The sequence below is a fragment of the Vogesella oryzae genome (genome assembly GCF_902829295.1).
GTDB lineage: Bacteria > Pseudomonadota > Gammaproteobacteria > Burkholderiales > Chromobacteriaceae > Vogesella > Vogesella oryzae.
This window is the reverse complement of the sequence record NZ_CADEPL010000030.1, coordinates 42438-66576: the sequence shown is the minus strand read 5'-3', so window position 1 is coordinate 66576 and position 24139 is coordinate 42438. Positions and strand designations below refer to the sequence as shown.

The following is a 24139-nucleotide window of genomic DNA, read 5'->3' as shown; positions in this document are numbered from 1 at the left end:
ACTGGGCATAGCCCCCGAGGACTGCCTGTATGTCGGCGACGCCGAGCGCGACATGCAGGCCGGTCGTGCCGTGGGCATGAAAACCGTGCTGGTGAACTGGGGCTATATCTCTGCCGACGATGACACCGCCAGCTGGCAGGCCGACATCGCCATCGATCACCCGCTGCAACTGCTGCAACACCTGTAAGCCTGCGCGCCGGCCGCCCGGCTCGCCCGACCCAGACACGATGACCATGACCAGCCACGACGCCACCACCCCCGGCAAGAAAACCGCCCCGCGCCGCAAGAACGACCCGGAAGGCATGAAGAAGCGCATTCTGGACGCCGCAGTGACGGAATTCGCCCAGACCGGGCTGAGCGGCGCCACGCTGGATGCCATCGCCGAACGCGCCGGCACCATCAAGCGCATGGTGGTGTATTACTTCCACAGCAAGGAAGAACTGTATATCGCGGCGCTGGAACGCTGTTACGGCGAGATTCGTGACATCGAAACCGGACTGGACCTGAAAGAGCTGTCGCCAGAGCAGGCGGTGATCCGCCTGGCCGAGTTCACCTTCGACTACCACGCCAGCCACACCGACTTCATCCGCCTGGTCAGCATCGAGAACATTCACCACGCCAAGCACATCGCCCAGTCGCAGAAGATCAAGTCGCTGAACCGCAGCATTATCGACGAGATCGACGCCGTGCTAACCCGCGGCAAACAGCAGGGATTGTTCCGGCCGGAGGTGGATGCCACCGACCTGCACATGCTGATGAGCTCGTTCTGCTTCTTCCGCGTCGCCAACCGCTACACCTTCGAAACGATTTTCGGCCGCAACATGGTCAGCGAGTCGGCCCGCGAATCGCAGCGCAAGATGCTGGTCGAGGCGGTGCTGGCCTATCTGCGCCGCGTCTAAACCGCCGTCAAGGTTGGCCGCAGGCAAAAAAACGGCCTTGCCGGGGGAACCGGGCAAGGCCAAAGCAACGCCGAGAAGAAAGAAAAAAGCGACAACGTAACAACTATCCCGCAGCGATCATGCTGCGGAAGTGCTGCTCCATACGCTGGCTGTCCGGCTCGCGGCCGGTAAACAGCGCAAAAGCACCGACTGCCTGCCAGACCGCCATGCCACCGCCATCCAGCACGCGACAGCCACGCTCGCGTGCCAGTTGCAGCAGCTCGGTTTCCAGCGGGAAATACACCACCTCGGCCACCCACAAGCCACCGTGAATCAGTGCGGCCGGCAACGGCAGGCCCGGATGGCCGTACATGCCGGTCGGGGTGGCATGCACCAGACCGCTGGCGCCCTGCATGGCCGCCTGCACATCGGTCGTGCCATGTACCTGGCGATCGGCAAAGAAGCCCTGCAGCCTTGCGGCCAACCCTGCAGCGCGCGCGGCATCCTGATCGACAATCACCAGTTCCCGGGCACCTGCCACCAGCAGCGCATGCGCTACTGCGGAACCGGCACCACCGGCACCGAGCAGCACCACACGGTGCAGATCGTCACCGGCAAAGTGGCGGCGGAACGGCTCAGCAAAGCCGGACCAGTCGGTGTTGTGGCCATAGCGCTTGCCGTTGCGAAACACCACGGTATTCACCGCCCCGATCTGGCTGGCATCTTCCGACAGCTCGTCCAGATACGGAATCACAGCCTGCTTGCACGGGTGGGTAATGTTCACCCCGGCAAAACCGCAGGATTCGGCTGCCGCCAGCAACTCCGGCAACGCCTCCACGCCCCTGCCCAGCCGGGTCAGGTCGATCAGCTGGTAATGCAGCTGGAAGCCGGACGCTGCCGCCTCCTGCTCGTGCAGATAGGGCGATTTGGAGCGCTGAATGTCGGCACCGATCAGGCCGACCAGCACCTTGTTGGGCGCAGCGGCTTCGGTCGCGAATGTGGATACTTCAGTGATCATGTGTTGCCTCGGTAAATTAGTTCCGGCGCCGCCACGGCGCCGGAGAGCGCCGCTACCGGCTTAACGCAGCTTGGCCAGCTCGCTGTTCAGCTCGCTCATCAGCGGCTCACCAACATCGGCGCTGAATTTCTTGGTCACGCCCTGCAGCTTGATGCGGATGCGGGTTTTCTCCGCCGCGGACAGCTCGTTCACCACCATGGTGGTCTTGAGCTTGGCCAGCGCCTGGCCGGTGGCTTCGCGGTTCACCTTGCGCTGGTACAGCGTGGCTTCACGCGCGGCTTTCTGAATCAGCGCCTTCTCGTCGGCGGACAGCTTGTCCCACGACTTCTGGCTCACCAGCAGCACTTGCGGGTTGTAGGTATGGCCGGTCAGCGACAGGTACTTCTGCACCTCGTTGAGCTTGGTGCCCAGGATGGTGGCTTCCGGGTTTTCCTGGCCATCGACAGCCTTGGTTTCCAGCGCGGTATACAGCTCGGTGAACGGCATCGGCACCGGGTTGGCACCCAGCGCGGAGAACATCTCGATATACAGCGGCGACTGCACCACTCGCAGTTTCAGACCGGCGATATCTTCCATCTTGGCAACCGGACGCACGTTGTTGGTCACATGACGGAAGCCCAGTTCCCAGTAGCCCAGACCCACCAGACCCTTGCCGTTGAGCTTGGCCAGCAATTTGCTGCCCACCGGACCGTCGACGATGGCGTCGGCTTCCTTGCCGCTGTTGAACAGGAACGGCAGATCAAACATCACGAATTCTTTGGCCTGGCTGGAAAGCAGGCCGGCATTCAGCACGGTGAAATCGATGGTGCCACCCTGCAGCGCGGATACGGTCTGCATGTCACCACCCAGCATGCCGGACGGGAACAGCTTGACCTGGATCTTGCCGCCGGATGCCTTAGCCACCAGTTCGGCAAATTTGGCAGCGCCCAGACCCTGCGGATGATCCTTGGCATTCAGGAAGGAAAAGCGCAGCGTGCGCTCCTTGATGTCTGCCGCCAGGATCTGGCCGCTTACTGCCAGGCCCAGCAGGGCAACGCCGGTCAGGACTGCAATTTTGCTGAATTTCTGCATGGTGTCTCTCCTAGTGTTATGGGGCCCGGGGCTCTCCTCCCCGGGGTACGGCATGAAACAGTTAGTGGCTGAACCAGGCGGCCGGTACGGTTACCAGGCTGGGGAACAGCACCAGCAGGAACAGTACGGCCAGCTCGGCAAACAGGAAGGGCATGATGGCCTTGACCAGCGCCCCCATCGAGGTGCGTGTCGATCCGCACACCACGTTGAGCACGGTGCCAACCGGCGGGGTAATCAGGCCGATGGCGGTGTTGATCACGAACAGCACACCGAAATAGATCGGATCGATACCGGCCTGGGTCACCACCGGAATCAGCACCGGCGCCAGAATCAGGATGGTCGGCGCCATGTCCATGGCGGTACCCACCGCCACGATGATCAGCATGATCACCAGCAACAGCAGTGTCGGGTTGCCCATCAGCGGCGACAGCAGGCTGGCCATTTGCGACGGAAGATCGGCGACGGTGATCATCCATGCCGATACCAGCGAGGCCGCCACCAGGAACATCACCACGCCGGTGGTCTGGGCCGACTGGGTAAACACGTGGAACAGTTGCGACGGCTTGAGCTCGCGGTACACCACCATGGCCACGAACAGCGAGTACACCGCCGCCACCACCGCTGCTTCGGTCGGAGTAAAGATGCCGAATTTCAGACCACCAACAATGATGCCCGGCAGCAGCAGCGCCCAGAAACCCTCACGCAGCGCGGCCAGCACTTCGGCGCGCGACTTGCGCGGCGTCGGCTCGATGTTCTCGCGGCGGGACACCCACCACCAGGCGGCGCACAGCGCCAGACCGATCAGGATGCCCGGCACAATGCCGGCGAGGAACAGCTTGGAAATCGACAGGTTGCCGGCCACCCCCAGCAGAATGAAACCGATGCTGGGCGGAATGATCGGCGCAATGATGCCACCGGCAGCGATCAGCGCACTGGAACGCGCCTGGTCATGCCCTGCCCGCACCATCATCGGCACCAGCAGCACCGCCAGTGCGGCCGCATCGGCCACCGCCGAGCCGGACAGGCTGGCGAGGATGCAGGACGCCATGATGGCAACAAAGCCCAAGCCACCACGAACGTGGCCTACCAATGCCAGCGCCACGTTGACGATACGCCGCGACAGGCCGCCGACGTTCATCACCTCGCCGGCCAGCAGGAAGAACGGCACCGCCAGCAGGGTGAAACTGTCCGCGCCGTTGATCAGGTTCTGCGCCACGATCTGAGCGTCGAACATGTCCATGTGGTACATCAGCGCCACGCCGGACAGCAGCAGCGCAAAAGCGATAGGCAAGCCGATTGCCATGCCCCCCAGCAGGGAGCCCAGAAAAATAGTCAATACCATGATTACGCGCTCCGCTTATTCGGCCAGGTTCAGCTGGGTACCCACATCGGTCAGCGCTCCGCCGCCCAGTACCCGTACCACATCAAGTGCCACCAGCAAGGCAGACAGCACACTGAACACCACACCCGCCGCATACAGCAGACCGGTAGGCAGACCCGACATCGGCGCCGGAACAGCCATATTGATCAGCATCTGTTCCCAGCTGCCGTTACCGAACAGCCACAGCAGATACAGGATGATGCCCTGGCACAGCAGATGACAGATGCGCTGGCCGAGTGCCGGCAGGTGACGGGTCAGGCTATCGACATTGAGATGGCCTTTTTCGTACACCCCGACAATGGCGGCGAGGAATGTCATCCACACCATGCTCCAGCGCGAGAGCTCTTCCGACAGGGTGATGCCGCTATTGAAGGCATAGCGCAGCACCACATTGATAAATACCAGCACCACCATGATGGCCAGCAGCAGCGCCATCATGGCCTTGAGTGCGAGCAGCACCCGCTTGATACACTTATCCATACAACCTCCTACAGCTTGGCCGCAGGCACGCCGGTGCCGCGCCCAACCGCTTCCGTTACGCTTGCTTGTTCAGATGGCATGCCAGGTGATGCACCGCCAGGCTGTAACCATTGATTCCCAGACCACACACCACGCCACTGGCCACCTTGGAAACATAGGACAGGTGGCGGAATGCTTCGCGACGGTGGATGTTGCTGATATGCACCTCGATGATCGGGCCATCGAAGGCAGACAGCGCGTCCATCAAGGCGATGGAGGTATGGGTATAGCCGGCCGGATTGATCACGATGCTGCGATGCTGTTCGCGCGCCTCGTGCACCCAGTCGATCAACTGCGCTTCGGAATTGCTTTGACGAAAGTCGATGGTGAAACCGTACTCGCGTGCCACGCTTCGGCAGCCACGCTCGACATCGGCCAGTGTTGCGTGGCCGTAGATTTCCGGCTGGCGCTTGCCCAGCAGGTTGAGGTTGGGGCCATTGAGCACCAGAATGTCGACGGCCATGTCAAGCCACCTCCGGTGCGGTCGCGGGCTGCGACGGAATAGGACGGAACATGCTGCTCTCCTCTTGTTGGTCTGTGCCGTTTTTTTATAGTTATGTACCGTGCGGTACATAACTGGAGAATGGTACAGCTTGCGCCTGCTGTCAATGCACGATTACGGACAAAACCATGTTTTTGTACCGCACGTTACATTATTGCCACTACCCGCCAGCCCTTTGGCCGTGCCCGCAGCCGCGGCACAGCAATCCCGGCAACCCCACAACCCAGCCAGCCGGTACACCGCCAGGCTGCGCACCAAAAAAAAAGCGCCCGGTCAGGGCGCCAAGGAGAGATTGCCGATGAGCTGCAAACCGTATTAACCCGCCTGTCGGCGACGCAGCTGTGCCTGTGCGGCCAACCGTACCGGAGCGTTGGCCGCACCGTACTGGTCGTAGCTGCCGATGCGCTGCACCATCTCGAAGAAAAAGCGCTCCTCGAACGGCGCCGAGTACACATGCAGGAATTCGCCTCCCTGCGCGTCACGGTCGTACAGCACGTTATGCGCCTGCAGCCGGGCAACGAAGTCGTCATCAAGATTGAAACGTGCCAGCAGGTCGTCGTAGTAGTTGTCCGGAATATCCAGCAGCGGCACACCATTCCCCCGTGCCTGCGCTACCGCAGCAAAGATATCGCCGGTGGAGAAGGCAATGTGCTGCAGGCCGGAACCCTTGTAGGTGGACACCGAGCGCGCGATGGCGGTGTTGCGGTTTTCCGAGATGTTGAGCGGAATGCGCACACTGTCGTTACTGCTGCGCACCACCCGGCTCTTCATCAGGCCATACGGGTCCGGCAGCGTCCACTCGTGTTCGGTGACAAAGCCGAGCGCGGCACGGAAGTGCAGAATCCAGTTGTCGATCGCCTCGGCCGGCAGGCCGATGGCAAAGTGATCGATACGCTGCAGCAGCGGCGCCCCCGTGGTTGGCCGCAGCGTGAAGTCGGATTCGTAAATCGAGCCTTCACCGGCATCCACCAGGTATTGCAGGCTGCCATCCGGTGCGCGTACTGCCGGGATATGGCGCTCGTTTGGCCCGATACGGCTTTCGAACGACTTGCAGCCGTACATCTTGGCGCGTTGCAGTGCCTGTGCCGCATTATCGGTACTGAACGCCGCCGCACACAGCGACGGACCGTGCGACACGTAGAAGGCGTGCGCGAACGAATCCGTCTCCGCGTTCAGGATCAGGTTGATGTCGCCCTGCTGGTACAAGGTCACCGCCTTGGACTTGTGTTCGCCAGTGCGGGTGAAGCCGAAACCCTGCAGCGCCTTGCCCAGCCGTGCGCCAGATTCTTCGTCCACCGCGAACTCCAGGAACTCGACTCCCTGGTACTGCGCCGGCGGCGGCGGCGAAAACAATGGCACATCCGGTTGCGCCTGCTCTTGCTTTGCCAGTGCGGCCAACGTCATCTCTTCCAGGTAGCACAGCGAGCGCAGGCCATCACCGGCAGTGAGACGGGTCGGCGCGGCGCGGAAGCCATCATTGAAGATTTCCAGCGACAAGGGACCGCGATATCCCGCCTGCAGGATCGGCGCCAGGAAGGCACCGAGGTCGAAATCGCCCTGACCGGGGAAACTGCGGAAGTGGCGGCTCCACTCCATGACATCCATGTTCATGATCGGCGCATCCGCCAGCTGCAGGAACACGATTTTGTCGCCGGGAATCTGCGACAGCAGCGACAGGTCATCCTTGATCGACAGCGTGTGAAAACTGTCCAGAATGATGCCGAGATTGGGATGGTTGGCCGCCTGCACCAGTTGCCAGGCATGACGGTAGGAATAGACATGCTTGCCCCAGGCCAGCGCCTCGTAGCCGACCTGGATGCCACGCTTGCCGGCACGCTCGGCGAGCTGGAACAGGTCATCGGCAATCAATGCGTCGTCGCGGCTGGTATCCGGCGCCACGCTGCTGCACACCAGGATACGGTCGGTACCAAGCTCCCCCATCAGGTCGAATTTGCGCTCGGCACGATCCAGATTACGCTGCAGACGCTCGCGCGGGCCGCCTTCAAAGTCGCGGAACGGCTGGAACAGCATGATTTCCAGCCCGAGGTCGGCACACATCTGCCGCACGGTGGCCGGTGTGCCATCAAAGTACAGCAGGTCGTTTTCAAAGATTTCGACCCCGTCGAAACCTGCGGCGGCAATGGCTTCCAGTTTCTCCGGCAGCGTTCCGCTGAGTGACACGGTGGCAATGGAATGCTTCATGTCGTCCTCCGTCTTGTTGGTTGCATCGCCCAATTATGTACCCATTGGTACATAACTAAAAGTGCCATGCCACCGCAACACGCTGGCTGATAAACAGCATCACACCAAAAATATGTCAAATCGCTTTTTACGCAATAAATGTTAATGACCAGGCAGATAAGCAAACAAAAATGCCCGATCATCTGATCGGGCATGGCAAAACACGGAACTGACTCGTCTCAATCTTGCAACATGGCAAACCCCACGCCGCCGCGGCCCCTGGCCTTGACCAGGTACATCGCCCGGTCCGCCGCCATCAACAACTGGGATGCGGTCACCCCGTGCCGCGGGAACATGCTGATGCCGATACTGGCCGCAATACGCAAGGTGCCGCCCTGAAACGGAATGCCAGGCGCCAGGCATTCGATCAGCTTGTTGGCGATAAGGTCGGTGTCGCGCTCGGTGTCCGGACCATCCAGCAGCACCACGAACTCGTCACCCCCCAGCCGCGCGACAGTATCGGTCGCCCGCACCGCACGCCGCAGTCGCTGCGCTACCGCCACCAGCACGGCATCACCGGCGTCATGGCCCCAGCCGTCGTTGATTTCCTTGAAGTTATCGAGATCGATGAACAACACCGACGCACAGCCCCCCTGCCGCTTGGCACGGGTAATGGCGACTTCCAGTCGGTCCTGCAGCATGCGCCGGTTGGGCAGTTCGGTCAGTGCGTCATATTGCGCCATCTGCTTGAGTTGTTCCTGGCTGGCGTGCAGGGAGGAAAGCTGCTCGCCGATCTGCAGGTGCATGTGCTGGAAGCTGCGGGCCAGCTCGCCGATCTCGTCCTGCCGCGCAGTCGGCAGCACGCCCACCGGCTGGCCGTGGGCAAACAGGTTGGCCGCATCGATCAGCTGTCGTAGCGGCCGCAAGGCAAGCCGCGCCAGCAGCAGTGCTACCAGCAAGCCCAGCACACTGAAGCCCAGCACGCTGACCATAATCAGCGTGCCCAGATGGCGGGCTCCTTCCTTCACACTGGCCAAGGGCTTTGCCAGACCGACAAACAGCTGCCCCTCTTCCGAGTGTAACTTCACTGGCAGGCGTACCAAAGCCATTACTACCGGCTGTACCAGCCCATCGGTAGTGGGCTGCTGGAATACCACCTGATTGACCACGCCCTCGACCAGCTCGCGCGTCGGCGGAAACTCGTCCTGCAGCAGCACCCGCTGGCCACGGTCGAAGCCGAAAGTCTTGCTGCGATCCGGATGAATCAGGATATCGCCCTGGCCGTTGGCCAGGAACAGGCGGAAGTCGTTTGGCAGGTCGGTTGCCAGCAGGTTGAACAGGCCGTCGACGTCGAGGTTGATCACCACCACCCCCAGCGCCTCACCCTTGGCACTTCTAACCGGCGTAGCCAGTTGCATGGTCGGCTGCTCGGCACCGGTATAGGCACCACGTTCGTGATTGATGGCAATGCGCGACATATAGATTGCGCCAGCCGGTAGCTGCAGCGTCTCGGACACATAGGAGAAGTGCCCCTTCTCCTGCAGGTCGTCATCCGCCACCTTGATGAACGTGCCTCCCTGGCGATCAACCCGCACCTGCTCCAGACCAAAGTTAGCGGCCGTAATCAGCCGGATCTGGAAATACGCCGGGTTGGCCTTCATCATCAGCTCGAATAGCTCGGCCAGCTGCGCATTCATTTCCGCATTCGGCTGCTGTAGCGTGCGGCGTACCGATGGATGGCTGGACAGCACCTGCAGATTGCGGGCGACCTCCTCCAGCGAGGTATCCACCCGCCGGCCAAGCACCTGCGTTGATGCGACCAGCGATTTCTGCGACGACTCCACCAGCAGATTACGGCTGAGCCAGTAGCTATACGCCCCGGTCAGCGCCGAAGCGCAGATACCGACTGCGGCCAACAGCAATGCCAGTTTGACCGCGATACCGTATCTCATGGCTGCAATACCTTCGCCGCACGGTCTCCCGACAGGATGCGCCCCCACAATTTGTCACGGCGCTCCTCGCTTTCCGCCGGCTCCAGCCAGACGATACGCGCCTTGTTATTGAAATACGGTGACGGACTGGTGGTATTGGCCAGGCCCTGACGCTGCAACAACACCTTGCCCGGCATGTCTTCCAGCAAGTAGCTGATCCAGCGTGCGGCCAACTGCGGATCGCGCACACTGCGGGTCATCGCCCAGCAATCCAGCCACGCCAGCGCCCCTTCTCGCGGGATGGCATAGCCGACATCTACTCCGGCCGCCTTGAGCAGCTGCAGCTGCTGCGAGCCGAAATTGGCAAACATCAGCGCGGCGTGACGCTCGCGGAACAGTGCTACCGACTCGTCCGGACCGGTATAGAAGGCACTGACATTACGGCGCAGTGCAATCAGCTGGTTCACCAACTGCGGCCACTGCTGCTCACCGATATGGAATGGCGACGGCAAACCGAGCGACTGCGCCGCCAGCGAGAAACTGTGCACGCCGCCGTTATAGGCGACTACCTTGCCTTGATAACGCTTGTTCCACATCGCACTAATGCTGTCCGGCGGCGTGGTTACCTGCTTGCGGTCATAAATAAGACCCATTTCCGAATAGGTATACGGAATGGCGTAGGTTTTCCCTTCATGCACCAGGCCCGGGATATTCTGCCGCTGCTGGAAGCGCGGCAACTGGCGCTGCACATTGGGAATGGCGGCAACATTTATCGCCGACACCAGACCATGCTGGATATAACGCTGCAGCTCCGCAGTATTAACCGCAAACACATCAAAATTGGCGGCATTTCCCTCGCTGACTTTGCGCCACATATCGGCATCGGACTCGATATAGGTGACTTCCACCTTGCTGTGTGTGCGCTGTTCAAATTCCTTGACCACATCGGGGTCGGCGTAACCTGGCCAGGCCAGCACGCGCAACACCCCCTCGGCTTGCACCGACAACGGCAGCAAGCACAGCAGGGTGGCAATCAGCAGAATGCGCCATTCAACAAGCAGCATGCGGTTTTCTTTCTTTTAATCCGGATAAATTCACAGCAGACATTTGCCATTTGCACGACAAGCTTGCCACATAATTTTAAAGCTCAAGCGATAACAAAACGGGCTCACCTATTAAATATCATCACACAATCCAAAACGGCAAGCCCGTGATAGCCCGTGATTTTTATCCACAAAAAATCAATGCCAATATAGTTGCACTCTGCATGCATTAATTTGCAAATAATCAAGGCGGCACAAACCACCCATACGGCATACAAAACAATTTCAACTCTACAAACCAATCGCATAATCAGCGGTCACCCACCCTAAAGCCGGCTATTGTGGTGATAAGAGCCGCGCAATGCCCTTGCCACACTTATCACCGGGAGTACCACCATGACTGACCTGTTCGACAACCCGCTGGGGTTGATGGGTTTCGAGTTTGTCGAGTTTGCTTCGCCATCACCAGGCATCCTTGAACCGGTATTCGAGAAGCTTGGCTTCAGCAAAGTGGCGCACCACCGCTCCAAGAACGTCGATCTCTACCGTCAGGGAGGGATCAACTTCATTCTGAACAACGAGCCACACAGTCTGGCCGCATATTTCGCCGCCGAACATGGCCCTGCCGCTTGCGGCATGGCATTTCGCGTTCGCGACGCACACCATGCCTACAACCGGGCGCTGGAGTTAGGCGCCCAGCCTGTCGACATCCCCACCGGCCCGATGGAGCTGCGTCTGCCGGCCATCAAGGGCATTGGCGGTGCACCGTTATACCTGATCGACCGTTTCGAAGACGGCAAGTCGATCTATGACATCGACTTCCGTTTTCTGCCAGACGTGGATCCGCATCCGCCGGGCTATGGCTTCAAGGTGATCGATCACCTTACCCACAATGTCTACCGCGGGCGCATGGCTTACTGGGCCTCGTTCTACGAGCGACTGTTCAACTTCCGCGAGATCCGCTACTTCGACATCAAGGGCGAATACACCGGCCTGACCTCCCGCGCCATGACGGCCCCGGACGGCCTGATCCGCATCCCTCTCAACGAGGAAGGCGGCTCCGGACACGGGCAGATCGAGGAATTCCTGATGCAGTTCAATGGCGAGGGCATCCAGCATATCGCGCTGCTGACCGACAACCTGCTGGCCAGTGTCGACCGGCTGCGCGCGGCCGGGGTACCGTTGATGACCGCGCCGCCAGCCACCTACTACGAAATGCTGGCCGAACGACTCCCCGGCCACGGCGAAGACCCGCAGCAACTGCAAATGCGCGGCATCCTGCTGGACGGCAGTACGGCTGATGGCAACCAGCGTTTGCTGTTGCAGATTTTCTCGCAGACGCTGCTGGGACCGGTTTTCTTCGAGTTCATCCAGCGCAAGGGCGATGACGGCTTTGGCGAGGGGAATTTCAAGGCTCTGTTCGAATCGATGGAGCGTGACCAGATTCGGCGTGGTGTCCTGCAAAAACCATGAGCCGATCCGGCGTACCCGGAACCACCTGTTCAGACAGAAAGGCCAAACTTGTCGCTACCGTTTACCTCGCGCCTTAACCATTTTTTGCTGCTGATCTCTGTCGCCTCCTTGCTGGCCGGCGGCATCAGCTATCTGCTGACAGCCCCCGACCTGGCCCGACTGCTATGGTTGGCCGGTGTCATACCGGTGCTGGTCGCGCTGCTGCATGACTCGGTACGCAGCCTGCTACAGCGCAAAGCCGGAGTCGATGTACTGGCCCTGCTTTCCATTCTGCTGGCAATTTCGCTGGGTGAGATACCGACAGCGGCTGTCATCGGCCTGATGCTGGCAAGCGGACGAACCCTGGAAGATTACGCCACCGCTCAAGCGCAGCGTGAAATGACCGCGTTGCTACAGCATGCACCTCGCTACGCCCACCGGTTTGAAAGCGGCGAATGGCACAAGATCGATATCAAGGCGATTGCCCCTGGCGATAGGTTGCTGGTGCGCAACGGCGAGGTCGTGCCGGCTGACGGCAACCTGCTCAGCGAAGCCACGCTAAACGAGTCCACGCTGACCGGCGAATCGCTGCCGGTGAAACGTGCCGCCGGCGAGCCATTGCAAAGCGGCGCCATCAATGCCGACCAAGCCTTCGAGATGCTGGCAACCGCCAACAGCGAGCACAGCACCTTCGCCGGCATCGTGCAGCTGATGCGCCAGGCACAACAACAGCAAAGCCCCTCGGCCAGGCTGGCCGACCGCTATGCGCTGCTGTTTGTACCGCTCACGCTGATCATCGCGCTGTTTGCCTGGCTGATCAGTCACGACCTGACCCGGGTGCTGGCGGTACTGGTAGTCGCCACGCCCTGCCCGTTGATTCTGGCCGTGCCGGTGGCCATCGTCTCCGGCATGTCCAGCTGTGCCCGTCGCGGCGTACTGGTAAAAGGCGGCGCGGCACTGGAAAGACTGGCCCAGGCCGACACCCTGTTTTTCGACAAGACCGGCACCCTGACCGGCGGCCACGCCCGCCTGGCCGTCATCCAGACCTCTGCAGGCATCAAGGCCGATAATGTCTTGTGGTTGGCCGCATCGCTGGAACAAGCCAGCAATCACGTGCTGGCGGAGTCGGTAGTCGGCGCGGCACGCGAACACAGTATTGCGCTGGCACTGCCACAACACATTGAGGAAAGCCCGGGTGCCGGCATCAGCGGCGATATCGCAGGCCATCATGTTGTGGTCGGCTCTTACGCCTATGTAAGCAGCCAGGCGATTCCGGCGCCGTGGAGCCCGCTATTTCTGCAACGGCTTGGCTACGAGGGCGCCAGCGGGGTGTTTGTCGGCATGGATGGCATGATGGTGGGCGCGCTGCAGCTGGTGGACAAACTGCGGCTGGACACCCCGCGCGCGCTGCGGCGCATGTCACTGGCCGGCATGCGCCGCATTGTCATGCTCACCGGCGACCGCAAGGACATTGCCAACACCCTCGGAACGCAACTGGGCGTTACCGAAGTGCTGGCGGAGCAAACTCCGGCCGACAAGCTGGCAGCCATCCGCCAGGCTCGCGACCATGGGATCGTCATCATGGTGGGTGACGGCGTGAATGATGCGCCGGCACTGGCCGCTGCGGATGTCGGAGTAGCAATGGGAGCTCGCGGGGCAGCAGCGGCCGCGGAGGCCGCCGACGTGGTGCTGCAGGTGGACAGGCTGGACCGGTTGGTAGAAGCACTGTTCATGGCCCGCCGCGCCCGCCGCATCGCGGCGCAGAGCGTCATTGCGGGCATGGGCATGTCTATTGTGGCCATGTTGGCCGCAGCCTTCGGACACCTGCCACCAATTACCGGCGCGCTACTGCAGGAGGTCATTGACGTAGCCGTGATCCTTAACGCCTTGCGTGCCCGCCAGCCACCGCCTGCTGCCGCCAGTCAAATGTCGCAGCAAGATGCGGCAGCACTCAGTGCCGAGCACCGTGAGCTGGAATCGTTGCTCGGACAGGTGGCGCAACTGGCCGACCGGCTGCCAGACCTGCCAGGACCGCAAGCGGTTGCCGAGCTCAACGCTTTGTACCAGGCTCTAAATGAGCAATTACTTCCCCACGAGCGCCAGGAAGATCACGAGCTATATCCGCAGCTGGCCAGAAAACTGGGCGGCGACGACCCAATGGCCGCGATGAGCGGCACGCACCGTGAAATATTCCGCATCACCCGCCTGCTGGATTGCCTGATCGGCGACCTGCCCGCAGAGGGCCCCAGCCCGCAAGCCGTGCAAGAGCTGCAACGCTTGCTATATGGACTGGATGCCATATTGCATCTGCATTTTTCCCAGGAAGAAGAACTGTATCACAGCCTGAGCAGTCAGGGCTGAGCTGCGCCGAATGCCAGTCTGACCAGCCCATCCATGCTGGATGACCCGGTTGACCGCACCCTAGCCGCTTTACCCACGGCATCACGATCACGACTGCCACAGCGAAACCATGAAACATAGGACCGCGGCTCAAGAGGAGATGTAGGACCTCAAAGCCGCAATAGCTGAGTAACTTCGCTGATAAGTGATAGCGCGTTGGAAACAGCAGAAATAACGGACAAAAAAATAACCTCCTGAATCGTCACGTCCAGGAGGCTTTATAAGTTACGGACTCGCCGTGATTCCTGAACCGCTAGCGAGGAACGCGCAGTAATCCAAGAACTGTTTGAATGATAAGCGCCCGCCCTGGCGGCGCCTATTCGTAAAAATACCTACCCACGCCTTGCGGCGTCGCGCAGCGCAATTTCTAACGCACAAAAATCAGATACTGATTTGATTTCATTGAACATTTCATCCGCCTCACGATAATTCCGCCGCAATAATTTCAGCCACTGCTTGGTACGGCTCAGCGCATAGTTACCGTTGGCCGCACGCAAGTGACATTGCGTCGCCAGATCCAGCAACCAGGGCAGCAGGCTTTCCCAAGCCATTTGCGGGGGGATTTCGCCGAACTGCTGCAGATGCTTGATGCGCAATGCCAGATCCGGTGCCGACACCAACCCGCGCCCGATCATGACCGTTTCGCAGCCACTTACCTCGCGGATGGCGCGATAGTCCTCCGGCGTCCACACCTCGCCATTGGCCACCACCGGAATACTGACCGCCTCGCGGATGCGCGCCAGCCACTCCCAGTGGGCCGGCGGCTTGTAGCCTTCCACCTTGGTACGGGCATGCACCGTCAACTCATCCGCCCCGGCACCGGCAATCGCCTGCGCGCACGCCAGTGTCAGGCTGGTGTCTTCGTAACCCAGCCGCATTTTTGCGGTTACCGGCGTGGCCGCTGGCACCGCGGCACGCACGGCGCTGACAATCTTGAACAGCAGCTCCGGCTCCTTCAGCAGCACGGCGCCACCGCGATGCCGGTTGACAGTAGGTGCCGGGCAGCCAAAATTGAGATCGACAGCCGATGCCCCCATTGCCGCAGCACGCACGGCGTTGGCCGCAAGCCAGTCAATATCCGACCCCAGCAGCTGCACCCGCAATGGCGTACCACTACGGGTAGAGGAAGCGTTGTGCAGCTCCGGAGCCAGCCGCAGGAAGGTGCGCGTAGGCAGCAGCGAGTTGGTAACCCGCACAAACTCGGTCACACACAGATCGATGCCACCAATGCGCGTCAGAACATCGCGCATGATGTCATCAACCAGCCCTTCCATCGGAGCCAGAACGATTTTCATGAAACATGCCAGTAAACGGGAGCAGGGATTGTATAGAAGCCGGTCCGCACAGACCACGACAACCGTCCATCCATAGCACGGCAATGCCACCGCCCGGGCGATCTGCATGGCACCGGCCACTGGTCGCCAGCGCAGCTGGGCTTGACGCCACCGGGCAAAATCCGGATTCTCGCCGCTCTTTTTTTCCGGCCCACCCACAGGAACATCATGACCGATAAACGAGCCATCATTATCGACACCGACCCCGGACAAGATGATGCCGTAGCCATTCTGGCCGCACTCGGTGCCGCCGAGCTGGATGTACTGGGCATTACCGCCGTTGCCGGCAACGTGCCATTGGCGCTGACCCAGCGCAACGCACGCATCATCTGCGAGTGGGCCGGCCGACCGGAAGTACCCGTATTTGCCGGTGCGGAAGCGCCACTGCTAAGGCCACTGGTGACAGCCGAGCATGTGCATGGCAAGACCGGCATGGATGGTGTGCCACTGCACGAACCAGCCATGCCGCTGCAACAGCAGCATGCGGTGGATTTCATCATCGATACCCTGCGACAGCGCCCCGCCGGCAGCGTCACCCTGTGCGCGCTGGGACCGCTGACCAACCTGGCGCTGGCATTGCGCATGGCACCGGACATCGCACCGCGCATCCGGGAAATCGTACTGATGGGCGGCAGCTACTTTGAAGGTGGCAACATCACCCCGGCCGCGGAGTTCAATATCTACGTCGACCCGCATGCCGCCGATGTCGTACTGCGCTGCGGTGCGCCTATCGTCATGATGCCGCTGGACGTCACCCACAAGGCCCGCACCTCGGCCGAACGCATCAAATGGCTGCGCGCCCTGCCCAACCGTGCCGGCAATCTGGCTGCAGATACCATGACCACACGGGAGCGTTACGACGTGCAGCGCTACGGCGAATTCGGCGCGCCATTGCACGACCCGACCGTGATCGCCTATCTGCTGCAACCCGTCCTGTTCGCCGGCCGCAAGGTAAATGTCTGCGTGGAAACCGGCAGCGAGCTGACCCTGGGCGCCACCGTCATCGACTGGTGGGGCGTCAGCGGCCGTGCGGCCAACGTCCAGTACATGACCGAAATCGATGCCGACGGATTCTTCCGCCTGTTGGCGACCTGCCTGGGGCAATTACCATGAACCCAACCCACAACATCACGCACCCCGCGCTACCGACAGGCCGCTACCAGCATTACAAGGGCGGCATGTACCAGGTACTGGGCGTGGCACGCCACTCCGAAAGCGGAGAGTTCCTGGTGGTCTATCGCCCGCTATACGGCGAAATGGCGCTATGGGTGCGCCCGCTGGGCATGTTTACCGAGCAGGTCGAGGTCGACGGCCAATCCCAGCCGCGCTTTCGCTTGCTGCAGGCCGACTGATTACTGCGCATGCAAATTTTCCGTACCGACCAGTTTCCGCTGCCACTACCAGCCGGACACCGCTTCCCGGCCGAAAAATACGCCTTGCTGGCGAATGCCGTTGCCAAGCTGGCTGCGGCCCAGCTGGAGACGGCGCCGGCAGCCACAAAAAGTGAACTAATGCTCGCGCATGCGGCCAACTATGTTATGGCCTTGTTCGATGGCAGCATCGACGCCAGCATCATGCGCGAGATTGGCCTGCCCTGGAGTGCAGCGCTGGTAGAGCGCAGCGCCCGCTCGGTCGGCGCCACCATCGGCGCGGCGCGGAGTGCGCTGCACTACGGCGCCGGCATCAATCTGGCGGGAGGCACCCACCATGCAGGCCATAGCAAGGGTGGCGGTTTTTGCGTGTTCAACGATGTGGCCGTCGCCATCCGTCTGCTACAGCAGGAGGGGCGCATTCGCCGCGCGGCGGTTATCGACCTGGATGTCCATCAGGGCAATGGCACCGCCGAGCTGTTCCAGCATGACAGCAATGTTTTTACCTTGTCGCTGCATGGCGAAAAGAACTTCCCGTTCCGCCGCGTGCCGTCTACGCTGGATGTGGGGGTTGCCGACAACACCGGGGATGGCGTTTACCTGCAGTTGCTTGATGACGCACTGCACACCCTGGCGGCCAACTTCCAGCCGGATCTGGTGTTTTACCTGGCCGGCGCCGATCCTTTTGCCGGCGACCGCCTTGGCAGGCTGTCGCTAAGCAAGCAAGGATTGCTTGCCCGTGACTGTCGCGTGTTCGACCTGTGCGAACAGCAGCGATGGCCAATGGTGCTGGTCATGGCCGGCGGCTACGCCGTTCCGATCAGCGATACGGTCGATATCCATTTGCAGACAGTGCGAGAGCTACTGTCGCGTCATCACCCGAAAGGAGGTTGATCTATGGAACTTGTTAAAGCCACATTTGCCGGCGGTTGCTTCTGGTGCACAGAGGCTGTCTTCCGCCAGCTGGACGGGGTTGTTGATGTCACCCCGGGCTATATAGACGGACATCTGGAGGACCCGGATTACGAGCGTGTCTGCCACGGCAATACCGGCCATGCCGAAGCTGTCGAGCTGATGTACCAGCCGGACAGAGTCAGCTACCAGACCCTGCTGCAAGTATTCTTCCTGACTCATGACCCGACAACACTCAATCGTCAGGGACATGACATCGGCTCGCAGTATCGCTCGGCGATATTTGCCCACGATCAGGCGCAGTTACAGGCAGCCCGCGACATGATCGCCAATCTGGAGGCATCCGGCAGTTACGACGCACCCATCGTTACCGAAGTGAAGATGGCCCCGCGTTTCTATGCTGCCGAGCACTTCCACCACAATTACTTCTCGCACAACCAGACAGCCGGCTACTGCCAGATTGTCATCGCACCCAAGCTGTACAAGCTGCACGAACAGCACCCGGAGTTGCTGAAAGCCTGAATGGCTGCGGGGCCGGCAACAACCGCCCCGTCCAGACTCCCCGGCGGGTAACCATGCGTTACAATGGCGGCATTGCCTGCGCCAGTCATATGTCATCGCCGATGCCCACAAGAAAACCAGAGAAACCTTTTGCCAGCATGCCCTCGCTTGATTCCTGGTGGCGCATGATTGGTGACCTCTCCATCCGGGTTAAGGCCAGCTTTGTCCTGTTATGGCTGTTGCTGTCACTGGCCATCCTGCTAGCCGCCCTGTTCCTGACAGAAGAAAGCCGTCAGCAGCAATTCGAATCGGCCACCCTGCACATCAAGAAAACCCTGGAAGAACGACTACTGATCTGCGAAACCGCCATTTACGGTTACGCCGGTCTTTCCGCTGCCGATCATGGCAGCAGCCAGAACCGCTTGCGGCAATTCGCCCAGAACATCGGCACCCGTTATCCCTATATCTACCTGATGGGTCTCCAGCCCACCGTCACGCTGGCAGAACGTGCCAGCTTTGAAGCAGCGACCAGTTTTGGCAACAAGCAGCCGTTCACCATCCGGGATTACAGCGGCAAAGCAGGTAGCGGCTGGCAGGATGCCCGTTTCTGGCGCCCTGCCCCCGCGCGGCCGTATTACATACCGCTCGCCGACACCCAGCCGGCGAGTGCCCGTCGTTACGATTTCATGCTTGGCCTTGACCTCGCCCGCGACCCGACCCTTGGACCGGCCGTCAGTCAGGCGATCCGCAGCGGCGAGATCGAGGTCACGCCACCCTTCAGGCTGCAGGACGGCGAACACGGCTTTGGCTACCTCAAGGCGATCTATCGGGATGGCGTATTGCCGGAAACCGTGGCAGACCGGCAGCAAGGCGTGATCGGCATCATCCTGCTAGGCGTTCGCGCCGAAGCACTACTAGCCGTGCAAGGTGACAATGACCGCCAGCTGGACTTGCGCCTGCTACCCAACAACCCCCAACAGCAGGCAGGCAGCATCAGCAGCCCTCCTGCACCATCGATCTCGGTTGGCAGTAGCGGCTGGCTGCACAAACTGTTGCAACCATCCCGCCAGATGCAGCTAGCCATCGAACGCGACTACTTCCCGTACCGGCTGGAGGTCTTCCGCCACGAAGACGCCAACCACATCCCGCTACCGCTATATGGCCTGGCAATGGGGTCCGCTGCCTTCATCACGGCTTTACTACTGCTCATTGCCGCTTCACAGAATAACGAGCGGCTGCAGAGCGAGCGATACCACGAGACCTTGCAACGCGAGCGCCAGCAAGCCTTGATAACGCTGGAAAGCATCGACGATGCGGTACTGGTACTGGATTGCGACTATCAGGTGGAGTATTTGAACCCCAAGGCCGCCTTGCTGCTTGGCGTGACGCAGACACGTGCTGTCGGCATGCAGCTGGAGCTGGTGTGGCGCGTGCGCTTTGAACTGGCACGCGAGGCCATTACCGACCCGGTAAAGGCATGCCACCAGCAGTTGCAGCGGGTGGAACTACCCGAGAATGCCTACCTGCTGCGCCCGGATGGCCAGGGCGCCTTTATCGAAGGCACCGTCTCGCCGCTACTGGACCCGGACGGCGCGCTGCGCAGCATCGTCATCACCTTCCGCGACATGGCACCGCTGCGTCAGCGTATGGCCGAGGCACTGGAACGCAGCGAGATGCGGCTGAAACAGCACCAGGCGGAACTGGCACGGGTGACCCGTATCAACACCCTCGGCGAGATGACATCCGGCATCGCGCATGAAATCAACCAGCCGCTGTCCGCCATCGTCAGTTATAACGAGGCCTGCCTCAGCATGCTGGATGACGAGGAGCCGGATCGCATCCTGCTCAAGACCGCACTGTTCTCCTCGGTAAAACAGGCGCAAAGAGCTGGGCATATCGTCAAAAAACTAAGAGAATTCGTCGCCAGCAAGCAGGCAGAGCTAGCCGCAGTCGATGTCAACCAGGCCGTGCTCAACGTCATTACGCTGATCGAATCCGAGTTGCGCGACCACGCCGTGACCATAGACACCGACCTTGCCCGGGACCTGCCGCGCGTGCGTGCCGATGCCATCCAGATGGAACAGGTTGTCATGAACCTGTGCAAGAACGCCATGGAAGCACTGATGGATCTGCCCGGCGAGCGCCGCCTGTTCATCTATAGCGAGCCACGCGGCCAACGTGTGCGCGTCGGCGTGCGCGACAATGGCCCGGGCATGCCGGCAGAAACCCTGCAGAAGGTGTTCCAGCCGTTTTTCAGTTCCAAGTCGCAAGGCATGGGGCTGGGGCTGACCATCAGCCACACCATTATCGAAAACATGGGCGGCGTCCTGCACGCCGGCAATCTGGAAACCGGTGGCGCCGAATTCTATTTCGAACTGCCCATGATCAAGCCGCTAGGCGTAACAGAAGGAGAACTAGCGTAATGCCAGCCATGACCCCGACGATCTATGTCATCGATGACGATCCTGCCGTGCGCGACTCGCTGGCCCTGCTGATCGGCACCCAGGGCATGCGCGTGCAGTCCTTCGAGCACGCCGAGGCATTCCTGCAGCGCTTCCATCCGGACGAGATCGGCTGCCTGGTACTGGACATCCGCATGCCGGAAACCTCCGGCCTCGCTTTGCAGGACATCCTGAACCTGCGCGACATCCGCATGCCGATCATTTTCATTACCGGCCACGGCGACATCGAAGAATGCCGCCGCGCTTTCCGTGGCGGCGCGGTAGACTTCCTCACCAAACCGATCAATGCCACGCAACTGCTGGACAGCCTGAAAAAAGCCATTCGCCTCAGCATCCAGCAGCAGGAACAGGTTGCCGCCACCCAGGATGTACGCCAGAAGCTGGAACGTATTACCGACCGCGAGCGGCTGATCCTGCGCCACGTGGCGGAAGGCTTGTCAAGCAAGGAAATCGCCCGCGAGCTGGAACTGTCGCCACGCACGGTAGAAGCACACCGTGCCAAACTGTTCGAAAAACTGGAAATCAATTCGCTGGCCGAGCTGGTGCGCTTTTATCTGCGCGCGCTGGAAGCCACCCAGCCCGGCCAATAGCAAGCACCCATCATGACCCGACTCTTCAACAAAATCGGCCTGGTTGCCCGCCACGGCAAACCGCACATCATCGAATCGCTGCTGGGGTTGGCCGCACACCTGACCTCGCGCGGCCTGCACGTGCTGGTGGACAAGGAAAGCTGCAACCAGCAACAGGTTAGCGGCTATCCGCTGGTCGAGCGCGACGACCTTGGCAAAATGTCCGATCTGGTGATCGTACTCGGCGGCGACGGCACCATGCTGTCGGTAGCACGGGTGCTGGCGCCCTATCGCGTACCGCTGGTCGGCATCAACCAGGGGCGACTGGGCTTCATGACCGACATTCCACTGCACGAAATGCTGGTTGCAGTGGACGGCATTCTCGACGGCCAGTTCGTACCGGAAGAGCGCATCCTGTTGCAAGCCTCGGTGATCCGCGAGGACGCCGAAGTTGCCAGCGCCCTGGCACTGAACGACGTGGTGATCAGCCGCGGCTCGCTGGGTTCGATGATCGAATTCGAGGTCTTCGTCGACAACCAGTTCGTCTATAGCCAGCGCTCCGACGGCCTGATCATCAGCACCCCGACCGGCTCCACCGCCTACTCGCTGGCCTCCGGCGGGCCTATCCTGCACCCCACGCTGCAGGCCTTCGCACTGGTGCCGATCTGTCCGCAATCGTTGTCCAACCGGCCGATTGCGGTCAGCAACAACTGCGAGGTGGAGTTCATGCTCACCCGCGGCCTGGACACCAAGGTGCATTTCGATGGCCAGTCACACTGCGACCTGATGGAAATGGACCGCGTGATCGTCCGCAGCTACCGCAATACGCTGAAGATCCTGCACCCGGTCGGCTACAACTACTACGACATGCTGCGCCACAAGCTCCATTGGGGCGAGCGCCTGCTGTGAGGCATCCATGCTGCTTTCGCTTAACGTCAAAGATTTCGTCATTGTCGATCAACTGCAACTGGAGTTCGCGCCCGGCTTCACCGTGCTGACAGGCGAAACCGGTGCCGGCAAATCCATCATCCTCGATGCGCTGGGCTTATTGCTTGGTGATCGCGCCGAGGTGAGCCAGATCCGCGAAGGTGCCGAGCGCGCCGAAATCGCCGCCCAGCTCGACATCCGCCAGCAGCCGGACCTGATTGCCTGGCTGGCGGAAAACGAACTGGCCGGCGACGATGGCGAGCTGCTGATCCGTCGCATCGTCGACCGCGGCGGCCGATCGCGCAGCTTCATCAACGGCATGCCGGCCACCCAGGGCCAGCTCAAGGCGATGGGCGAGTATCTGGTCGACATCCACGGCCAACACGCCCACCAGTCACTGGTGCGCCCCGACGCGCAGCGCGAGCTGCTGGATGCCTACGCCGGCGCCAGCCAGCTGGCCCGTGACACCCGTGCGGCCTGGCAGGACTGGCAGCGCGCCCGCAAGGCGCGCGAGGACGCCGACAAGCAGCAGCGCGAATCCGAAGTGGAGCGCGAGCGGCTGACCTGGCAAATCAGCGAACTGAGCGAACTGGGGTTGGCCGCAGACGAATGGCCGCAGCTGAACCAGCTGCACAGCCGGCTGGCCAACGCCGCCGAACTGGCACAGTCGGCCCAGTCCGCGGTGGATGTGCTATCGGAAATGGACGGCAGCTGCCTGACGCTGCTGTCACAAGTGCAGAGCCGGCTGGGCAAACTGTCAGGCTACGACACCCGGCTGGCGGAGTCGCTGGCGCTGCTGGATTCGGTCGATGCCGAGCTGCGCGAGGTGGTGTACAGCCTGCGCGACTACGCCAGCGGCTTCGACGAAGACCCGGGCCAGCTGGCCGATGTCGAGGCCCGCATCAATGCACTGATGAGCGCGGCGCGCAAATACCGTTGCCAGCCGGAAGACCTGCCGAAGAAACTGGCCGACTGGACCCAGCAGCTGGCGGAACTGGAAGCCGCCACCGACATCGAGGCACTGAGCACCGCGGAAAGCGTGGCGATGGCGCGTTACCGCGCCCAGGCCGAATCACTGTCCGCCAAGCGCCGCCAGGCCGCCGCCGAGCTATCGGAGCGCATCGGCCGCGAAATGCAGCGCCTGGCGATGGAAGGTGCCCGCTTTGCCATCGAGCTGTCCGCCGCCAGCGAGCCGACCGCGCACGGTCTGGAAACCATCGAATACCTGGTGGCGGCCAACCAGGGCAGCACACTGCGGCCGCTAGCCAAGGTCGCCTCCGGTGGTGAGTTGTCGCGCATCAGCCTGGCGATGCAGGTGGTGATCAGCCAGGTCGCCAGCGTGCCGACACTGATCTTCGACGAAGTGGATGTCGGCATCGGCGGCCGGGTGGCGGAAGTGGTCGGCAAGCTGCTGAAACAGCTGGGCGAGCGCTATCAGGTACTGTGCGTTACCCACCTGCCGCAAGTCGCCTCCTGCGGCAACCAGCACTGGCGGGTCAGCAAGGCGGCGGAAGGCGGCCGCACCGTCAGCCGCATCGCCGCGCTGGACGCCGAGGCCCGGATACTGGAGATCGCCCGCATGCTGGGTGGCGAGGACATCACCGCCACCACCCGCCAGCACGCCAGCGAGATGTTGGCCGCAAATGCCTGAACGCCCCGCAAACAAAACCCGGCCATACGCCGGGTTT

General features: G+C 61.3%; 21 protein-coding genes. 12 read left to right on the top strand and 9 right to left on the bottom strand.

Going from position 1 to position 24139, the window contains the following annotated elements:
- Both HU218_RS12335 and HU218_RS12330 read left to right on the top strand, forming a co-directional pair.
- A partial coding sequence (locus HU218_RS12335; protein ID WP_174875242.1) for an HAD family hydrolase occupies positions 1 to 187 on the top strand: 187 nt, incomplete at its 5' end.
- 46 nt (positions 188 to 233) lie between these two features.
- Entirely contained in the window at positions 234 to 899 is a 666-nt protein-coding gene (locus tag HU218_RS12330) for a TetR/AcrR family transcriptional regulator (RefSeq protein ID WP_217450811.1), read from the top strand.
- A 103-nt stretch (positions 900 to 1002) separates the two neighbouring features.
- On the opposite strand, the gene HU218_RS12325 is transcribed toward HU218_RS12330, so the two are convergent.
- The 8 genes from HU218_RS12325 to HU218_RS12290 form a co-directional block, all read right to left on the bottom strand.
- Positions 1003 to 1896, bottom strand: coding sequence for a shikimate dehydrogenase (locus HU218_RS12325; protein ID WP_174875240.1), 894 nt, complete (start codon positions 1894 to 1896; stop codon positions 1003 to 1005).
- 60 nt (positions 1897 to 1956) lie between these two features.
- Entirely contained in the window at positions 1957 to 2967 is a 1011-nt protein-coding gene (locus HU218_RS12320) for a TRAP transporter substrate-binding protein (protein ID WP_174875239.1), read from the bottom strand.
- Positions 2968 to 3028: 61 nt separating this feature from the next.
- Positions 3029 to 4309 (bottom strand): TRAP transporter large permease subunit, encoded by a 1281-nt coding sequence (locus HU218_RS12315; protein ID WP_174875238.1) that lies wholly within the window; start codon positions 4307 to 4309, stop codon positions 3029 to 3031.
- Positions 4310 to 4324: 15 nt separating this feature from the next.
- Positions 4325 to 4828: a TRAP transporter small permease gene (locus tag HU218_RS12310; RefSeq protein ID WP_174875237.1), complete on the bottom strand. Its 504-nt coding sequence runs from the start codon at positions 4826 to 4828 to the stop codon at positions 4325 to 4327.
- A gap of 55 nt (positions 4829 to 4883) precedes the next feature.
- Positions 4884 to 5330, bottom strand: coding sequence for a type II 3-dehydroquinate dehydratase (aroQ, locus tag HU218_RS12305; protein ID WP_174875236.1), 447 nt, complete (start codon positions 5328 to 5330; stop codon positions 4884 to 4886).
- Positions 5331 to 5684: 354 nt separating this feature from the next.
- Positions 5685 to 7571 (bottom strand): bifunctional sugar phosphate isomerase/epimerase/4-hydroxyphenylpyruvate dioxygenase family protein, encoded by a 1887-nt coding sequence (locus HU218_RS12300; protein WP_174875235.1) that lies wholly within the window; start codon positions 7569 to 7571, stop codon positions 5685 to 5687.
- Positions 7572 to 7789: 218 nt separating this feature from the next.
- A complete protein-coding gene (locus HU218_RS12295) occupies positions 7790 to 9502 on the bottom strand; it encodes a diguanylate cyclase domain-containing protein (RefSeq protein ID WP_174875234.1) in 1713 nt (570 codons plus the stop codon).
- A complete protein-coding gene (locus HU218_RS12290) occupies positions 9499 to 10545 on the bottom strand; it encodes an extracellular solute-binding protein (RefSeq protein ID WP_174875233.1) in 1047 nt (348 codons plus the stop codon). Before HU218_RS12290 ends, HU218_RS12295 begins: the two co-directional genes overlap by 4 nt.
- A gap of 375 nt (positions 10546 to 10920) precedes the next feature.
- On the opposite strand from HU218_RS12290, the gene hppD reads away from it, so the two are divergent.
- Both hppD and HU218_RS12280 read left to right on the top strand, forming a co-directional pair.
- The gene (gene hppD / locus HU218_RS12285; protein ID WP_174875232.1) at positions 10921 to 11997 is read left to right on the top strand and encodes a 4-hydroxyphenylpyruvate dioxygenase; all 1077 of its coding nucleotides are present in this window, start codon (positions 10921 to 10923) and stop codon (positions 11995 to 11997) included.
- Between the two features lie 48 nt (positions 11998 to 12045).
- Positions 12046 to 14337 carry a heavy metal translocating P-type ATPase gene (locus HU218_RS12280; protein WP_174875231.1) on the top strand — a complete coding sequence of 764 codons (2292 nt, stop codon included), beginning with the start codon at positions 12046 to 12048 and terminating at the stop codon, positions 14335 to 14337.
- Between the two features lie 371 nt (positions 14338 to 14708).
- On the opposite strand, the gene HU218_RS12275 is transcribed toward HU218_RS12280, so the two are convergent.
- Positions 14709 to 15671, bottom strand: a complete 963-nt coding sequence (locus tag HU218_RS12275) for a tRNA dihydrouridine synthase (protein ID WP_174875230.1) — start codon at positions 15669 to 15671, stop codon at positions 14709 to 14711.
- Positions 15672 to 15878: 207 nt separating this feature from the next.
- Between HU218_RS12275 and HU218_RS12270 the strand changes: the two genes are divergently transcribed.
- The 8 genes from HU218_RS12270 (at position 15879) to recN (ending at position 24102) form a co-directional block, all read left to right on the top strand.
- Positions 15879 to 16823, top strand: coding sequence for a nucleoside hydrolase (locus tag HU218_RS12270; protein ID WP_174875229.1), 945 nt, complete (start codon positions 15879 to 15881; stop codon positions 16821 to 16823).
- Positions 16820 to 17062 (top strand): DUF1653 domain-containing protein, encoded by a 243-nt coding sequence (locus HU218_RS12265; protein ID WP_174875228.1) that lies wholly within the window; start codon positions 16820 to 16822, stop codon positions 17060 to 17062. The genes HU218_RS12270 and HU218_RS12265 overlap by 4 nt, the downstream gene beginning before the upstream one ends.
- A 9-nt stretch (positions 17063 to 17071) precedes the next feature.
- Positions 17072 to 17974: a histone deacetylase family protein gene (locus HU218_RS12260; RefSeq protein ID WP_174875227.1), complete on the top strand. Its 903-nt coding sequence runs from the start codon at positions 17072 to 17074 to the stop codon at positions 17972 to 17974.
- Positions 17975 to 17977: 3 nt separating this feature from the next.
- Positions 17978 to 18514, top strand: coding sequence for a peptide-methionine (S)-S-oxide reductase MsrA (gene msrA / locus HU218_RS12255; RefSeq protein ID WP_174875226.1), 537 nt, complete (start codon positions 17978 to 17980; stop codon positions 18512 to 18514).
- 137 nt (positions 18515 to 18651) lie between these two features.
- Positions 18652 to 20916, top strand: a complete 2265-nt coding sequence (locus tag HU218_RS12250; RefSeq protein WP_174875225.1) for a CHASE domain-containing protein — start codon at positions 18652 to 18654, stop codon at positions 20914 to 20916.
- Complete coding sequence (locus HU218_RS12245) at positions 20916 to 21545, top strand: response regulator transcription factor (RefSeq protein ID WP_174875224.1); 630 nt, start codon at positions 20916 to 20918, stop codon at positions 21543 to 21545. Before HU218_RS12250 ends, HU218_RS12245 begins: the two co-directional genes overlap by 1 nt.
- A gap of 12 nt (positions 21546 to 21557) precedes the next feature.
- Positions 21558 to 22433, top strand: a complete 876-nt coding sequence (locus tag HU218_RS12240) for an NAD kinase (protein WP_174875223.1) — start codon at positions 21558 to 21560, stop codon at positions 22431 to 22433.
- A 7-nt stretch (positions 22434 to 22440) separates the two neighbouring features.
- Positions 22441 to 24102 carry a DNA repair protein RecN gene (recN, locus tag HU218_RS12235; protein ID WP_174875222.1) on the top strand — a complete coding sequence of 554 codons (1662 nt, stop codon included), beginning with the start codon at positions 22441 to 22443 and terminating at the stop codon, positions 24100 to 24102.
- Positions 24103 to 24139: the final 37 nt, after the last annotated feature.

Excerpts from the sequence above, each read along its gene's own strand:
- HU218_RS12295 (WP_174875234.1), bottom strand. The coding sequence starts at position 9,502 with ATGAGATACGGTATCGCGGTCAAACTGGCATTGCTGTTGGCCGCAGTC.
- msrA (WP_174875226.1), top strand. The coding sequence starts at position 17,978 with ATGGAACTTGTTAAAGCCACATTTGCCGGCGGTTGCTTCTGGTGCACA.
- HU218_RS12240 (WP_174875223.1), top strand. The coding sequence starts at position 21,558 with ATGACCCGACTCTTCAACAAAATCGGCCTGGTTGCCCGCCACGGCAAA.
- HU218_RS12275 (WP_174875230.1), bottom strand. The coding sequence starts at position 15,671 with ATGAAAATCGTTCTGGCTCCGATGGAAGGGCTGGTTGATGACATCATG.
- HU218_RS12250 (WP_174875225.1), top strand. The coding sequence starts at position 18,652 with ATGCCCTCGCTTGATTCCTGGTGGCGCATGATTGGTGACCTCTCCATC.
- recN (WP_174875222.1), top strand. The coding sequence starts at position 22,441 with ATGCTGCTTTCGCTTAACGTCAAAGATTTCGTCATTGTCGATCAACTG.
- HU218_RS12265 (WP_174875228.1), top strand. The coding sequence starts at position 16,820 with ATGAACCCAACCCACAACATCACGCACCCCGCGCTACCGACAGGCCGC.
- HU218_RS12310 (WP_174875237.1), bottom strand. The coding sequence starts at position 4,828 with ATGGATAAGTGTATCAAGCGGGTGCTGCTCGCACTCAAGGCCATGATG.
- HU218_RS12330 (WP_217450811.1), top strand. The coding sequence starts at position 234 with ATGACCAGCCACGACGCCACCACCCCCGGCAAGAAAACCGCCCCGCGC.
- HU218_RS12315 (WP_174875238.1), bottom strand. The coding sequence starts at position 4,309 with ATGGTATTGACTATTTTTCTGGGCTCCCTGCTGGGGGGCATGGCAATC.
- HU218_RS12320 (WP_174875239.1), bottom strand. The coding sequence starts at position 2,967 with ATGCAGAAATTCAGCAAAATTGCAGTCCTGACCGGCGTTGCCCTGCTG.
- HU218_RS12270 (WP_174875229.1), top strand. The coding sequence starts at position 15,879 with ATGACCGATAAACGAGCCATCATTATCGACACCGACCCCGGACAAGAT.
- HU218_RS12260 (WP_174875227.1), top strand. The coding sequence starts at position 17,072 with ATGCAAATTTTCCGTACCGACCAGTTTCCGCTGCCACTACCAGCCGGA.
- HU218_RS12290 (WP_174875233.1), bottom strand. The coding sequence starts at position 10,545 with ATGCTGCTTGTTGAATGGCGCATTCTGCTGATTGCCACCCTGCTGTGC.
- aroQ (WP_174875236.1), bottom strand. The coding sequence starts at position 5,330 with ATGGCCGTCGACATTCTGGTGCTCAATGGCCCCAACCTCAACCTGCTG.
- HU218_RS12300 (WP_174875235.1), bottom strand. The coding sequence starts at position 7,571 with ATGAAGCATTCCATTGCCACCGTGTCACTCAGCGGAACGCTGCCGGAG.
- hppD (WP_174875232.1), top strand. The coding sequence starts at position 10,921 with ATGACTGACCTGTTCGACAACCCGCTGGGGTTGATGGGTTTCGAGTTT.
- HU218_RS12245 (WP_174875224.1), top strand. The coding sequence starts at position 20,916 with ATGCCAGCCATGACCCCGACGATCTATGTCATCGATGACGATCCTGCC.
- HU218_RS12325 (WP_174875240.1), bottom strand. The coding sequence starts at position 1,896 with ATGATCACTGAAGTATCCACATTCGCGACCGAAGCCGCTGCGCCCAAC.